General features: G+C 71.9%; 11 protein-coding genes. 2 read left to right on the top strand and 9 right to left on the bottom strand.

The genetic code is table 11. The features are described from left to right. Positions 1-661 (top strand): SigB/SigF/SigG family RNA polymerase sigma factor (locus MB828_RS06180; protein ID WP_301647278.1); only part of this gene is annotated, 661 nt, incomplete at its 5' end. A 57-nt stretch (positions 662-718) separates the two neighbouring features. On the opposite strand, the gene MB828_RS06175 is transcribed toward MB828_RS06180, so the two are convergent. Both MB828_RS06175 and MB828_RS06170 read right to left on the bottom strand, forming a co-directional pair. Further along, positions 719-2,968, bottom strand: coding sequence for an FUSC family protein (locus MB828_RS06175; protein ID WP_430381339.1), 2,250 nt, complete (start codon positions 2,966-2,968; stop codon positions 719-721). 16 nt (positions 2,969-2,984) lie between these two features. Beyond that, complete coding sequence (locus tag MB828_RS06170; protein WP_133028996.1) at positions 2,985-4,361, bottom strand: NAD(P)/FAD-dependent oxidoreductase; 1,377 nt, start codon at positions 4,359-4,361, stop codon at positions 2,985-2,987. Positions 4,362-4,611: 250 nt separating this feature from the next. Between MB828_RS06170 and MB828_RS06165 the strand changes: the two genes are divergently transcribed. Continuing rightward, positions 4,612-5,421, top strand: coding sequence for a methyltransferase domain-containing protein (locus MB828_RS06165; RefSeq protein ID WP_301647277.1), 810 nt, complete (start codon positions 4,612-4,614; stop codon positions 5,419-5,421). 9 nt (positions 5,422-5,430) lie between these two features. Here MB828_RS06165 and MB828_RS06160 read toward each other — a convergent pair whose 3' ends face one another. From MB828_RS06160 to MB828_RS06130, 7 genes are all read right to left on the bottom strand, one after another. Continuing rightward, positions 5,431-5,865: an ATP-binding protein gene (locus MB828_RS06160; RefSeq protein WP_133028998.1), complete on the bottom strand. Its 435-nt coding sequence runs from the start codon at positions 5,863-5,865 to the stop codon at positions 5,431-5,433. A gap of 99 nt (positions 5,866-5,964) precedes the next feature. After that, positions 5,965-7,869: an AMP-dependent synthetase/ligase gene (locus MB828_RS06155; RefSeq protein ID WP_301647276.1), complete on the bottom strand. Its 1,905-nt coding sequence runs from the start codon at positions 7,867-7,869 to the stop codon at positions 5,965-5,967. Between the two features lie 129 nt (positions 7,870-7,998). Further along, entirely contained in the window at positions 7,999-9,087 is a 1,089-nt protein-coding gene (locus MB828_RS06150; RefSeq protein ID WP_301647279.1) for a glutamate--cysteine ligase 2, read from the bottom strand. A gap of 105 nt (positions 9,088-9,192) precedes the next feature. Further along, the gene (gene glgB / locus MB828_RS06145) at positions 9,193-11,397 is read right to left on the bottom strand and encodes a 1,4-alpha-glucan branching enzyme (RefSeq protein ID WP_301647275.1); all 2,205 of its coding nucleotides are present in this window, start codon (positions 11,395-11,397) and stop codon (positions 9,193-9,195) included. Between the two features lie 4 nt (positions 11,398-11,401). Continuing rightward, complete coding sequence (locus MB828_RS06140) at positions 11,402-12,763, bottom strand: maltokinase N-terminal cap-like domain-containing protein (protein WP_301647274.1); 1,362 nt, start codon at positions 12,761-12,763, stop codon at positions 11,402-11,404. A 31-nt stretch (positions 12,764-12,794) separates the two neighbouring features. Continuing rightward, positions 12,795-14,513, bottom strand: a complete 1,719-nt coding sequence (treS, locus tag MB828_RS06135; protein WP_301647273.1) for a maltose alpha-D-glucosyltransferase — start codon at positions 14,511-14,513, stop codon at positions 12,795-12,797. Further along, positions 14,510-15,192 (bottom strand): alpha-glucosidase C-terminal domain-containing protein (locus MB828_RS06130; RefSeq protein WP_301647272.1); only part of this gene is annotated, 683 nt, incomplete at its 5' end. The genes treS and MB828_RS06130, both read right to left, overlap by 4 nt.

Below are 15,192 nucleotides of genomic sequence, written 5' to 3'. Positions count from 1 at the left end.
CTGGCTGCCCATGGCCCACCGCATCGCCGGCCGCTTCCGCGACCGCGGCGAAGCCGTCGAGGACCTGCGCCAGGTCGCCGCCCTCGGCCTGGTCAAGGCCGTCGACCGCTACGACCCCTCCCGCGGCGCCTTCGAGAGCTACGCCGTGCCCACCATCACCGGCGAGGTCAAGCGCCACTTCCGGGACCGCATGTGGGCCCTGCGGGTGCCCCGCCGCGTCCAGGAACTGCGCAACCGCGTCCGGGTGGCCCGCCGCGTCCTGACCGAGAACCCCGGCGCCCCCGAACCCAGCGTCGCCGACCTGGCCGCCCACACCGGCCTGACCGAGGACGAGGTCACCGCGGGACTGGAGGCGCTGGAGAGCTTCAGCACCCTGTCCCTGGACGCCGAGCTCTCCGCCGGCGAGGACGGCTACAGCCTCGCCGACACCCTCGGCGAGAGCGACGGCTCCTACGACGTCGTCCTCGACCGGGAAGCCGCCAAGGAAGGCCTGCGCCGGCTGCCCGAACGCGAACGCGCCATCCTTTACATGCGCTTCTTCGAGGACATGACGCAAAGCCGCATCGCCGACCAGCTCGGCATCTCCCAGATGCACGTCTCCCGCCTCATCAGCCGCAGCTGCGCCCGCGTCCGCGCCGAAGCACTCGGCCGGACCACCTGACGAAGCCGCGCCGGAGCCGCCGGTTGACGAAGCCGCGCCGGAGCCGCCGGTGACGCGTCAGGGCGTGCGCTGCGCCACCGGCACCTTCAGCGGCCGGGCGAGGCCCACCACGGCCTCGTCCAGGCGTTGCAGGTGCCGCAGCACCCGGTCGGTCACCCGGCCGTAGCGCGGCGCGCGCAACGTGCCCGGTTCCAGCATCGCCGCGATGCTGGAACCGGTCTCGATGGGCGGGACCGGCTGCCGGCCGGCCACCCGGGCGGCGATCGCCTCGATGTTGTGCACGATCCGCCGGCCGGCCCCGCGCAGCCGGGGATCCGCCGCGATCGCCGGATGCGTGGGCAGCAGCTCCGCCGTCGCCGCGAGCGAGCGCGCGTGATAGGCGCAGGTCTCCAGGAGCGCCAGCACATAGCGGGCGGTGTCCCGGCGGGAGCGCAGCGGGGCGATCGGATGGGTCAGCGGCTCGGTGGCCGCCCGCAGGTCGGCCAGCGCCTGGTCCAGCTCCCGCGCCTTCTCCACCAGGTCCACCGGCGGCGCCCCGCCCAGCTGGTCGGCGGCGGCCCTGGTCACGTCGGCCAGCCGGTCCAGCGTCGTCGCCAGCAGCTCGTCGGTGCGGCGGCCGGTGTGCACCGGCAGCACCACCGCGGCCGCGATCACCCCGCACACCGCGCCCAGCGCCGTCTCCTCCACCCGCAGCACCAGCACGTCCAGGCTGTAGGTGTTCAGGAGCGTGTACAGCAGGCCCAGCATCGCCGTCACGAAGAACGACATCAGGGTGTACGACAGCGGAGCCGAGTAGAACATCGCGAAGACGAACAGCAGCACCAGCGCGAACGCCGTCCAGGTGTGGTGCCCCACCAGTCCCGCCAGGACGATGCCGGCCACCACGCCGAGGACCGTGCCCAGCAGCCGCCGGTACCCCTTGACCAGGATCTCGCCGGTGGACGCGGTGTTGATGAACACGATCCAGCAGGTCAGCACCGCCCAGTACCAGCGCTGCGCGGACAGGAACTCGCCGCCCACGATGGCCAGCGCCGACCCGACCGCCACCTGCACCGCCGCCCGCGTGGTCGGCCGGCGCAGCCCGGTCGCCTCCTCGGGCTCCGGCTCGCTCTCCTCGGCGCCCTCGATGGCCGCGTCCTCGGCGTCCAGTTCCTCACGGGACCGGGAGGTCGCCGGGGTGTCGTCGGACTCGTCCTGCGGCCCGTCCATGGCGATCCGCAGCCCCAGCACCGCCCGTGCCGTCTCGCCGATGCCCCGGAAGACGTCCTGGACGGCGGGGGCGGCGGGCGGCAGATCGTCCTCCTCGCGGTAGCCGAGGAGGCGGTTGCGCAGCTGGGCGAGGGCGGTCCCGGACTCCGGACCCGCCGGGCGCAGCACCAGCATCCGCAGCGCCTCCAGGTCCAGCCGCAGCCGCTCCATGGACTCGTCCCGCACCGGCTCCCGCGCGGCCGACGGGAGAGCGGCGCCCGGCAGATGCAGGGTGAGGGTGTCGGCCCGCCGGGCGCTGCGGGCGGTGAGCAGCAGCAGTCCCAGCCGTTCGGCGGCGATCTCGGCGTCCGCGATCCGGCGCTGCACCAGCCGGGCCACCCCCTCGTCGGAGGTGCCGTCCGCGAGCCGTCCCTGGATGAGCAGCGCCGTCTCGTGCAGCCGGGCGGTCCGCACCCGGACCTCCTCGACCGCCTTGTCCAGTTCGTCCGGACCGGCGTCCAGCAACTCGATCTGCGCGGAGACCAGTTGCGCGAACCTGGCCCGGAAGGCGCGCCGCAGCCGGTCCAGGATGCCCGTCGGGGTCTGCCGGACGAGCAGGAAACGCGCCACCGCGGCGCAGCCGAACGCGACCGTGATCGCGAGGTACAGACCCGGCAGCGCGGCCACGGTCGCGTGCACGAACAACGAGACGAAGTAGATCTGGAAGCCGATCAGACCCAGCGCGGTCCCCCGGTCACCGAAGCGGCGGCCGTACACCGCGCAGAAGATGAGCGCCACGAAGAACAGGTCGCCGAGCACGACCCGCTGTTCGAGCAGCGCGCCCAGCGACACCGAGGCCAGCGCCACCGGCAGGCCGAGGGCGAGCGTGACGGCCTGCCGCGGACGCTGCTTCTCACGGATCGCGAAGGTGGCCACCATCGCCGTGATGGCCCCGGCCACCAGGTGCGGCACATCGGCCCGCAGGACCGTGAGGACGGCGAGCGTGAGTCCGATGGAGACGACCGTGCGCAGACCGGCGGTGAACCGGAGCAGGCCGGGGTCGGCCGCCGCCAGCCGGCCCCACACCTCCGTCCGTACCGTCCGCCCCGCCGCTCTCACCGGGCCGCGCTCTGTGTCATGCCGTCGTGTCGCCGGGACCCTCGGCGCGCGCCCTCACCTGCTCCGGGGTCAGATACGAGTCCGTGTACTCGAAGTCCTTGAGCCGGGCGGGCTTGCGGGCCTGGAAGCCGGTACGGACGAAATCGTCGCCGCCCAGCGCGTTGAGCAGCCAGTTGGTCGCCACCCGCGTCTTGGCCACGTTCGTGCGCAGCGCCGACCAGTGGTAGCCCCGGGCCACCGCCTGCGCGGGCAGCCCGCGCAGTTCGATGCCGAGCGGCTTGGAGACCGCGTCCGTGCCGCCGAGGTCCACCACCAGCCCCAGGTCCTTGTGGACGTACGGGCGCAGCGCCTGCCCCCGCAGGGTCGCGATGACGTTGTCGGCGACCACCTTGCCCTGCCGCATCGCGTGCTGCGCGGTGGGCGGGCAGACCGCGCCCGCCTCGCCCTTGGCCTTGTCCGGCACGGCCGCCGCGTCGCCGAGCGCGAACACCCCGTCGTGGCCCGGCAGGGTCATCTCGGCGTCCACCGCGAGCCGGCCCCGGACGGTCTCCGCGCCCAGCGTGGCGATCAGCGGGCTGGCCACCACCCCGGCCGTCCAGATCAGCGTGTGGGTGGGCACCACCCGTCCGTCGGTGAAGGTGACCTCCTCGGGGCCGGCCTTCGCGATCGACACCCCCAGGGACACCTCGATACCGCGCCGGCCCAGGATCTCCTGGGCGCTGCGGCCCAGCTTGTCGCCCAGCTCCGGCATCAGCTTCGGCGCGATGTCGATCAGATGCCACTTGATCAGCTTGGGGTCGAGGTTCGGATAGCGGTGCAGCGCGGCATGGGTGAGCTTCTGCAGGCAGGCCGCCGTCTCGGTGCCCGCGTAGCCGCCGCCGACCACCACGAACTGGAGCCGGGCGGCCCGCTCGGCCGGGTCGTCGCTGGCGTCGGCCAGGTCCAGCTGCGAGATGACGTGGTCGCGGATGTACGCGGCCTCCGCCAGGGTCTTCATGCCGAAGGCGTGGTCGGTCAGACCGGGGATGTCGAAGGTGCGGGTGACGCTGCCCGGGGCCAGCACGATGTAGTCGTAGCGCTCGTTGACCAGCTTGTCCGTGATGGTACGCACCACGCACACCTTGGACTTCAGGTCCACGCCGATCGCACCACCTGGGATGATCTTGGTGCGGTACTTCTTGCTGCGGCGCAGCGAGACGGCGATCGACTGGGGCGTCAGCACACCCGAGGCGACCTGGGGGAGCAGAGGCAGATAGAGCTGGTAGGAGAACGGGGTCACCAGGGTGATGTCGGCCTCGTCGGGGGCGAGTTTCCGCTCCAGGCGGCGTACACACCCCACTCCGGCGAAGCCGGCGCCCACCACCAGGATCCTGGGTCGTGTCACGGTGTCCATCCCTTTCCGCTGCTCCAGAGGCCCGGATTCACGCCCTTCGGATGCCCCGGAACGCTTGCTTCGCACCACTTCGATCCCACCGTGCCCGACGCCGTTCCGCCAGCCGGGCGGAGCAGGCAGACGAACGCGTGGGCTCCAGCATGCCCCCTCGATCGACTGGAGTAACCGGCTGTCGTACAGATATGCGCCGGACTTCCGTCCGTTCCGGGACCGGCCCACGGCGATCACGAGCGCCAGTAGAGTGCCCGCCATGGCGCAGACCCAGCCCGGCACGGGCTTCCAGAAGCGGCACATCGCCCCCGACCGCGTGGCCCCGCTGGTGGGCGCCCTGGACTCGCAGGACGCCAATCCGGGCGTACGACGGCTGCGCGCCTGGGCCGAGGAGGCGCTGGCGGTACGGCTCGGCGAGCGACTGGTCGACGTCGGCTCCGGCACCGGCTCGCAGACCAGGGCGCTGGCCGCCGCCGTCGGCCCGGACGGCGTCGCGATCGGCGTCGAGCCCAACGAGGGGCTGCGCGCGGTAGCCGAGGAACGGTCGGCGGGCAGCCGGGTGCGCTTCACCGACGGCGACGCGCTCGCCCTGCCGGTGCCCGACGGGTCGATGGACCTGGTCTGGTGCGAGCGGGTGCTCCAGCACCTCGCCGACCCGGACCTGGCGGTCGCCGAGATGGCCCGGGTGCTGCGCCCCGGCGGCCGGGTGGCCCTGCTGGACACCGACTGGGGCACCACCCTCCTGCACCCCGGCGAGCCCGAGGTCGTGCGCGCGCTGACGTCCGCCGCGCTCAACGGAGCCAACCCCTACTCCGGGCGACGGCTGGTCGGCCAGCTCAGCGCGGCCGGGTTCGTGGTGGACGACCGCGGCTCCCAGGCCTTGCTCCAGGACCACCGCACGGTCGCCTGGCCGCTGATCCGCATGCTCGGCGAGGCCGCGGTACGCACCGGCGCGCTCACCGCGGAGCAGCGCGACACCCTGTACGCCGACCTGACCGAGGCCGCCGGACGGGGCGGCCTGCACATGTCGGTGACGATGTTCGGGGTGGTCGCCCACCTGCCCGGGTGAGGTCCGCCGTCACCAGGGCAGGAAGACGTGGATGTCCTTGCCGGTGTCGGTGACGACCACGCTGACCTGGTCGCAGAGGGTGTGCAGCAGATGCCACCCGACGCCGCCACCGCCGCGCTGCGGATGGAAGGGCCGCGGCTCGGGCCGGACCCGGCTGGTGTCGTGCATGGTGACGTGCACGCCGTCGTAGGTACGGCGCAGCCGCAGCTCGAAGGGGCCGGGCGCGTACTGCACGACATTGGCGGCCAGTTCCGTCACGGCCAGCAGGATGTCGTCCCAGTACTCCGGTGACGTGGGTGGGGCAAGACGCGCGAGGTCCGCGAGGTAGCCGTCCGTGACGAGCCGGGCGTCCGTCACGCTGCGCAGCTCACCGGCGAAGGAGACCGTTCGGTCGAGGGTCTCTTCCGTGGCTGGTCTGTGGTCGCGCCGTGGCCCGCTCGGCATCTCGTCTCTCCTGGCCCCGGAAGGGGGAATGGCAGTCAGGGTGCTGATCTCTTCCTTCGCGGCGAGTGCCCGCGCACGCGCCGGATACGCGTGATCCGGTCAGCGGAACACGTCGTCGGAATCCTCCCACTCCGCCGGCTCCTGGGAACCCGGCCGTCGTACCGCCCGCGAGCGGGCCTGGTACATGGCGTCGATCTCGGCGGCGTAGTGGTGCGCTATGGCGTCCCGGCGCAGCTTCATCGACGGCGTCAGCATTCCGTTGCCCGGGGCGAACGGTTCCTGGAGCACCCGGTAGACCCGGATCGACTCGGAGCGGGACACCACGCTGTTGGCGGACGCGATGGCCCGGGCGATCTCCTCCCGCAGCGCGTTCTCCTCCCGCGCCTCGCGCCCCGGTGAGTCGCCGGGCACCGCCAGCGCGCCCCGCCAGTGCGCGAGGAAGTCCGGGTCCAGGGTGATCAGCGCGCCCACACAGGGCCGGTCGTCACCCACCACCACCGCCTGGTGCACCAGCGGGTGCATCCGCAGCCGCTGCTCCAGCGGCGCCGGGGCCACGCTCTTGCCGCTGCTGGTGATGATGATGTCCTTCTTGCGGCCGGTGATGGTCAGGTAGCCCTCGGGGTCGAGCCGCCCTATGTCCCCGGTGGCCAGCCAGCCGCCACGCAGCGCGGCCCGCGTCGCGTAGTCGTCACCCACGTAGCCCTGGAAGACCGAAGGACCGCGCACCAGGATCTCGCCGTCGTCCGCGACCTGGATCTGGGTGCCCGGCAGCGCCTGACCGACCGTGCCGGACTTCTCCCGGCCCAGGGGTTGCATGGTGATCCCGCCGCTGGACTCGGTCAGCCCGTAGCCGTCGTGCACGGGGATGCCGATGCCCTCGTAGAACAGGGATATCTCACGGCTGAGCGAGGAACCGCCGGAGGTGGCCCGCAGCACCCGCCCGCCGAGCGCCCCCCGCAGCCTGCGGTACACCGTCCGCTCGTACAGGGCGTGCTGAAGCCGCAGGTCGAAGGCCGGGCCCGCGCCGGTGCCCAGCCGCTGCCGCTCCTCGGCGGCGGCGAAGTCCCGCGCGGTCTCCACGGCCCGCTCGAAGAGCGCGCCCCGGCCGGACTGCTGGGCGGTCCGCAGGAACGTCTTGTACAGCTTCTCCAGCACCGAGGGCACCGCGTACAGATAGGTCGGCCGGAAGGTCCCGAGCGCCGCGGCCAGCGCCGCCTCCGACATCTCCGGCTCGTGGCCCATCAGGATCCCGCCGCGCAGACACATCACCATGACCATCAGCCCGTACACATGCGAGAAGGGCAGATAGGCCAGCACGGAGGCCTGTTCGCCGGGGCGCGCGGCGGTGTGTCCCCAGCCGGCCAGCAGCGTGTCGCACGGGTACGCCAGACCGTTGTGGCTCAGCGCGCAGCCGAGCGGGCGGCCCGAGGTGCCGGAGGTGTAGGTGATGGCGGCCGTGGAGTCCGGCATCACGATCCGGCGCAGCGACTCCACGGTGGTCAGCGGGACGTACGTGCCCCTCTGCACGAGCTCGGGCAGCGCCCCGGAGTCCAGCTGCCACACGTGCTTGAGCCGGGGCAGTCCCTCGCACACCGTGCCGACGGTCATGACCGCCTGTTCGTCCTCGACCACCACGGCCACACAGCCGGCGTCCCGCAGGATCCACTCGACCTGGTCCCGGGAGGACGTCGGATGGATCGGGACGACCTCCGCGCCCACCGTCCACAGCGCGAGGCACAGCACCGTCCACTCGTAGCGCGTCCGCGCCATCATGGCCACGCGCTGTCCGGGCGAGACCCCCGACGCGATCAGCCCCTTGGCCAGGTCGACCACTTCGTCGCGGAGTTCGACCGCGCTGACCTCCTCCCAGCCCGCGGCCAGGTTCTCGGGCCGGCGCGCCAGCACCGGCAGGGTGGGGTTCCGGTCCGCCGTCTCGAAGATGCTGTCGGCGAGCCCGCCGGTCAGGGTCGAAGCGGTCGTCGGAGCGAGGGCGTAGTCGCGCATGCGCTGCTCCTGGTTGTACGGAGGGTGACCCTCCCGATCGGTACTGTTGTCGACGCGGGTCGAATGTAGCCCAGGGGAGGGCGGCCCGTGTCCGGAACGGTCAACTCGTGTCCGCCCGATGACCTGAGTTCAGCCCTGGGTGCGGCGCACGCACTCGACGACGACGTCCCTGAGGCTCCCGGTGCGCTCCAGGAACGCCCGCTGCTCGCGGGCACCGGTGCCCCTGTGCAGCAGTTGTGCGAGCCCCTCCTCCACCCCGCTGGTGTCACCGCTGTCGGCCAGCGCCTCCGCGGTGTGCGCGAGCAGCGCCCGCACCACCTCGCCGGCCGGCCGCGGCCGCATGGTCACGGGATGCAGCAGGTCCTGTTCCAGACCGGTGCGGGCGGCCTGCCAGGAGGCCATCCTGAGCATGCTCACACTGGGGTCGAGCGGCGGCCGGCCGGCCCGCCAGTCCCGTGCGGCCGTCTCCACCAGGGCCCGGGTCAGCGTGGCGACCAGGACGGTGGTGTCGGCGCGCAGGCACACGTCGGCCACCCGGATCTCCACGGTCGGGTACTGCTCGGACAGGCGCGCGTCGAAGTACACCATCCCGGGGTCCAGGATGACCCCGCTGGCCACCATGTCCGCGACCCGCCGCCGGTACCCCCGCGGCGAGCCGAACAGCTCGGTCGGCCCCGCCGACGGGCCGCGCGCCCACAGCCGGCTGCGGAAGCTCGCGTAACCGGAGTCGCGGCCCTGCCAGAACGGCGAGTTGGCACTGATCGCGCGCAGCACCGGAAGCCACGGCCGCAGCCGGTCGAGGACGGCGACGCCCTCCTCGTCGGACTCGACCGACACGTGCACATGGCAGCCGCAGACGAACCAGTCCATGGTGGCGGTCCCGAACCGGCCCGCCATCCAGTGGTAGCGGTCGTGCCGGGTGAGCTCGGGGGCCACCGGCACCGGGCAGGTGGCGAGCGCGGCAACCGCACAGCCGATCTCCCCGGCGAGCCGGGCCGCCTCCTTGCGGCAGCGGGCGATCTCGGCGCCGAGGTCCGCCATCCGGTGGTGCGGACTGGTGGCGAACTCCAGCATCTGCCCGAACAGTTCCTTCTGGAACACCAGCTGCCCCGGATCGTCCTGGGCGGCGCGGTCCAGGACAGCGGCCGCCTGGGGCATCGGCTCCCCGCTGTCCGGGTGGACCAGCAGGAGTTCTTCCTCCACTCCGACGGTACGCAGCACTGGGAACCGCCCTCCGGCCGGGCCGCGACCGGGCGCGGCGGGGTCTTTCACCCGAACTGCCCGGCCCCGGCCGAGGAAACACGTACGGACGCCGTCGGCGGCCTACGGGGCGACAGGCTCCAGCCACACCGTGCCGAGCGGCGGCAGCGTCAGCCGCAGAGCGCCGTCGTCGGCGAGCAGCGGGCCCCGGCTGACGACGTCCCCGCCGCCGTAGCGCGCGCTGTCCGTGTTGAGGATCTCCCGCCAGACCGGGGCCCCCTTGGGCACGCCCAGACGGTAGCCGGGACGGACCACGGGGGAGAGGTTGGAGACCGCCAGCAGCGGCCGGGCCTCGGCGTCGAACCTCAGGAACGCGAAGACGTTGTCCTCGGCCGCGTCCCCCAGGACCCACTGGAAACCCGCGGGATCGGTGTCGCGCTGCCACAGGGCGGGCCGGGTGCGGTACACGGAGTTGAGATCGCGGACCAGATCCCGGACGCCCCGGTGATCCGCCTCGGCGCCGTACCCGGGGTCAAGCAGCCACCAGTGCGGCCCCTCGGCCTCCGACCACTCACCGCCCTGGGCGAACTCCTGCCCCATGAAGAGCAGTTGTTTGCCGGGATGGGCCCACATGAAGCCCAGATAGGCCCGGTGATTGGCGCGTTGCTGCCACCAGTCGCCGGGCATCTTCGACACCAGGGACTGCTTGCCGTGGACCACTTCGTCGTGGGAGATGGGCAGCACGTAGGTCTCGCTGTACGCGTACACCATCGAGAAGGTCAGCTCGTTGTGGTGGTACTTGCGGTGGACGGGCTCGTGCCGGATGTACTCCAGCGAGTCGTGCATCCACCCCATGTTCCACTTCAGCCCGAAGCCCAGGCCGCCGCTGTCCGTCGGGCGGGTCACCCCGTCCCACGCGGTGGACTCCTCGGCGATGGTCACCACGCCCGGGGCCCGCCGGTACACGGTCGCGTTCATCTCCTGGAGGAACGCCACCGCGTCCAGGTCCTCGCGCCCGCCGAACACGTTCGGCGTCCACTGCCCGGAGTCCCGCGAGTAGTCGAGGTAGAGCATCGAGGCGACCGCGTCCACCCGCAGCCCGTCGATGTGGAACTCCTCGCACCAGTACACCGCGTTGGCGACGAGGAAGTTGCGCACCTCCACCCGGCCCAGGTCGAACTCGTAGGTCCCCCAGTCCGGATGCTCGGCCCGCCGCTCGTCGCCGGGTTCGTACAGTGGGTCCCCGTCGAAGCGGGCCAGCGCCCAGTCGTCCTTGGGGAAGTGGGCCGGCACCCAGTCCATGATCACGCCGATACCGGCCCGGTGCAGCGCGTCGACCAGGTACCTGAAGTCGTCGGGTGTGCCGAGCCGGGAGGTCGGCGCGTAGAAGCCGGTGACCTGGTAGCCCCAGGAACCGCCGAAGGGGTGCTCGGCGACCGGCATGAACTCGACGTGCGTGAACCCCAGGTCGGTGACGTACGCGGGCAGCTCCTCGGCGAGCTGCCGGTACGTCAGTCCCTGCCGCCAGGACGGGAGATGGATCTCGTACACCGAGAACGGCGCCTCGTGCACGGGCGTGTCACCGCGCCGCGCCATCCACTGCGCGTCGCCCCACTCGTACCGGGAGACCGTCACGATCGAGGCGGTCGCGGGCGGCACCTCCGTCCGCCGGGCCATCGGGTCGGCCTTGAGGAACCGGCCGCCGTGGCGGGACGTGATCTCGAACTTGTACCGGGCACCCTCGCCCACGCCCGGCAGGAACAGCTCCCACACCCCGGCCGCGCCCAGCGAGCGCATCGGGAACTGCGTGCCGTCCCAGCAGGTGAAGTCCCCGGCCACCCGCACGCCCTGGGCGTTGGGCGCCCAGACCGTGAACCGGGTGCCGGTCACCCCGTCATGGGTCATCGGCTCGGCGCCGAGCGCCTTCCACAGCTGTTCGTGCCGCCCCTCCCGGATCAGATGCAGATCCAGCTCACCGAGCGCCGGCAGGAAACGGTACGGGTCGTGCACCTCGTGCTCGCCGTCCTCGTACTCGACGAGCAGGGTGTACGACGGGACCTCGGCGTACGGCAGCACGGCGGCGAACAGCCCGTCGTCCTCCGGCGCCAGGGGAGTGCGCACTCCGTCGACGAGCACGCTGACCGCGCGGGCCTGCGGTCGCAGCGCACGGAAGAGGGTGCCGCCGTCCACCGGGTGGGCGCCGAGCAGCGCGTGCGGATCGTGGTGGGCGCCCGCCAGCAGCCGTCCGCGGTCGGCCGCGTCCAGCGGCGGCGCCGTGGGACGGGAGGGCCCCGAGGGCTCGGGGAGCGAAGAGTCACGCAGTGCCATGAAGTCAGCCTCCCCAGCGGGCGAGCCGCTCGATCGCGGCCATCGGAACCGGGAGCCAGGCCGGCCGGTGCCTGGCCTCGTACACCACCTCGTACACCGCGCGGTCCGTCTCGTGGGCGCGCAGCAACGCGTGCTTCTCACGGGGGTCCCAGCCGGCCCGGGCAGCGTAGCCCGCGCAGTAGGCCTCCCGGCAGTGACTGGCCCATTCCGGGCGCCAGGGGCGGCGCTGCCGGGCCGCGTAGTCGAAGGACCGCAGCATGCCGGCCACGTCCCGTACCGGCGACTGGATGCCCCGCCGTTCGGCGAGCGGCCGGGACGGCTCACCCTCGAAGTCGATGACGAACCACTCGCGGTCCGCCCGCAGCACCTGCCCCAGATGGAGATCGCCGTGGATCCGCTGGGCGGGTGGCCCCCCGGCGCAGCCGGCGAGCGCGTCGAAGGCGCCCCGCAGCCCGGGCACGAACGGCCGCAGCACCGGCACCGCGTGGGCCGCCGCCTCCAGCCGCGCGGTCATCGCCTGGGCCGTACGGCCGTGGTCGTCGCGGCCCGCGGCGGGAAAGGCACGGGCCAGCGCGAGATGCACGTCGGCGGTCGCCCGCCCCAGCTCGTGTGCCTCGGTGGCGAAGTCGTCCCCCGCCGCGAGGGCCCGCAGGGACAGGGTCCAGCCGTCGGCCGCGTCGGGCAGGAACGGCTGGAGCACGCCGAGGGTCGCCGGCCGCGGCTCGGTGGTGCGGAACCAGGCCACCGGCGCGGGCACCCGCGCACAGCCCTGCGCGGCCAGTGCGCCGGGCACCTCCAGGTCCGGGTTGATGCCGGGCTGGATCCGCCGGAACACCTTCAGGATGTAGGAATCGCCGTACACGAGAGACGAGTTGGACTGCTCCGCGGTCAGCAGCCGGGGTGCGAGTTTCCCGGGTATCCGGGCGTCCGGCGCGGCCTCGAAACGCAACGGTCCCGCCGTACCGGGGATCCGCAGCCGTTCCAGCAGCAGTTCGGCGGCGCGCGGGTCGTGCAGGGCGTCGTAGATCGCGAGCCCGGCCAGCGGGCCCTCCTCGGCCCGGCCGATGTACGCCCGCTCCAGTTCGGGTGCGCGGTGTTCGCGCACCCCGAGCAGCAGCTGGTAGCAGTCACCCGACGGGGAGGGATCTCCGCCGGCCGAGTGGTCGGCGTGGACGAGCAGATGCAGGCAGCCGGGGAAGAGCTCGGTCACGGACTGCACGGACAGCTCCGTGACGGGCCTGTCCTTGCCCGCGAACCAGCGCTGCCGGGGCAGCCAGTCGCGCAACAGCGCACCCAGTGAGGCCAGCGGCCGGTCGAGGTCGAGGCCCACCGCCGCGCTCCGGGGCAGGTCGACGGTCTTCGTCATGGTGACGCGTCCTTTCCTCGGCTCCGCACGCTCAGCGCCGAAGGCCGGTGCGGGAGGCGACTCGGGAGAGCCGGAACCAGTAGAAGCCGTGCCCCGCGAGGGTGAGCAGGTACGGCAGCTCGCCGATGGCAGGGAACCGCACCCCGCCGATCAGCTCCACCGGGTGCCGGCCGTCGTAGGCCCGCAGGTCGAGTTCGGTGGGCTGGGCGAACCGGGAGAAGTTGTGGACACAGAGGACCAGGTCGTCCTCGTACTCCCGCAGGAACGCGATCACGGCCGGGTTGGACGACTGGAGTTCGGTGTAGGTGCCCAGTCCGAAGGCGGGGTTCTGCTTGCGGATCTCGATCATGCGGCGGGTCCAGTGCAGCAGGGACGACGGCGAGGACATGGAGGCCTCGACGTTGGTGACCTGGTAGCCGTAGACCGGGTCCATGATCGTGGGCAGGTACAGCCGCCCCGGATCGCAGTTCGAGAAGCCGGCGTTGCGGTCGGGGGTCCACTGCATGGGGGTGCGGACGGCGTCGCGGTCGCCGAGCCAGATGTTGTCGCCCATGCCGATCTCGTCGCCGTAGTAGAGGATCGGCGAGCCGGGCAGGGAGAGCAGCAGGGCGGTGAAGAGCTCGATCTGGTTGCGGTCGTTGTCGAGGAGGGGGGCGAGGCGGCGGCGGATGCCGATGTTGGCGCGCATCCGTGGGTCCTTCGCGTACTCGGCCCACATGTAGTCGCGTTCCTCGTCGGTGACCATCTCCAGGGTCAGCTCGTCGTGGTTGCGCAGGAAGATGCCCCACTGGCAGTTGGAGGGGATGGCGGGCGTCTTGGCGAGGATCTCGGAGACGGGGTAGCGGGACTCGCGGCGCACGGCCATGAAGATCCGTGGCATCACGGGGAAGTGGAACGCCATGTGGCACTCGTCCCCGCCCTTCTCGTAGTTCCCGAAGTAGTCGACGACGTCCTCGGGCCACTGGTTCGCCTCCGCGAGCAGCACGGTGTCCGGATACATCGCGTCGATCTCGCGGCGGACCCGCCTCAGGAACTCGTGGGTGGGCGGCAGGTTCTCGCAGTTGGTGCCTTCCTCCGCGTACAGGTACGGCACGGCGTCCAGCCGGAAGCCGTCGATGCCCAGGTCCAGCCAGAAGCGGAGGGCCGCCAGGACCTCCTCCTGCACGGCCGGGTTCTCGTAGTTGAGGTCCGGCTGGTGGGAGAAGAAGCGGTGGAAGTAGTACTGGCCGCGCACGGGGTCGAAGGTCCAGTTGGAGACCTCGGTGTCGACGAAGATGATCCGCGCGTCCTGGTACTGCTTGTCGTCGTCCGCCCACATGTAGTAGTCGCCGTAGGGCCCCTCGGGGTTCTTGCGGGACTCCTGGAACCAGGGGTGCTGGTCGCTGGTGTGGTTGACGACGAAGTCGATGATGACGCGCATACCGCGGTGGTGGGCGGCGTCGACGAACTCCACGAAGTCCGCCAGGTCGCCGAACTCCGGGAGGACGGCGGTGTAGTCGGCGACGTCGTAACCGCCGTCCCGCAGCGGGGACTTGAAGAACGGCGGCAGCCAGAGGCAGTCGACGCCGAGCCACTGGAGGTAGTCGAGCTTGGCGGTCAGGCCCTTGAGGTCGCCGATGCCGTCGCCGTCGCTGTCCTGGAAGGAGCGCACCAGGACCTCGTAGAAGACCGCGCGTTTGAACCAGTCCGGGTCCCGGTCCTTGGCGGGAGTGTCCTCGAAGGTGTCCGGGACGGGTTGGTTGACAGTCATGACGCGCTGGGCCCTCCGTTCACTGGTGCCGGCCGCGCCACCTGGAACACGTGCGCCGGTGTCCGGCCGGGTGTGAGGCGTACGTAGTTGGTGCTGCCCCACGCGTAGGTCTCGTCCGTGAGTTCGTCCCGCACGGACAGGGCCGCGTGCCAGTCGAGGCCGAGTCGCGGCATGTCCAACGAGACCGTGGCCTCCTGGGTGTGGTGGGGGTCGAGGTTGACGACCACCAGAACCGTGTCCGTTCCGGTCCGCTTGCTGTACGCGAGGACGGAGTCGTTGTCCGTGTGGTGGAAGTGCAGGTTGCGCAGTTGCCGAAGCGCGGGGTGGGCGCGCCGGGCGGTGTTGAGGCGGGTGATGAGGGGGGCGATGCCGTCGGTGTCGGCGCGGTCCCAGTCGCGGGGTTTGAGCTGGTACTTCTCGGAGTCGAGGTATTCCTCGCTGCCCTCTTTGAGGGGGGTGTTCTCGCAGAGTTCGTAGCCGCTGTAGATGCCCCAGGTGGGGGAGAGGGTGGCGGCGAGCACGGCGCGGACCTCGAAGGCGGGGCGGTGGCCGTGCTGGAGGTAGGCGTGCAGGATGTCGGGGGTGTTGGCGAAGAAGTTGGGCCGCATGTAGGCGGCGCTCTCGGTCGCCAGTTCGGTGGCGTACTCGGTGAGTTCCTCTTTGGTGGTGCGCCAGGTGA

The organism is Streptomyces arenae, assembly GCF_022343545.1.
GTDB classification, from domain to species: Bacteria; Actinomycetota; Actinomycetes; order Streptomycetales; family Streptomycetaceae; genus Streptomyces; species Streptomyces humi.
This window is presented reverse-complemented; position numbering and strand designations above follow the sequence as displayed.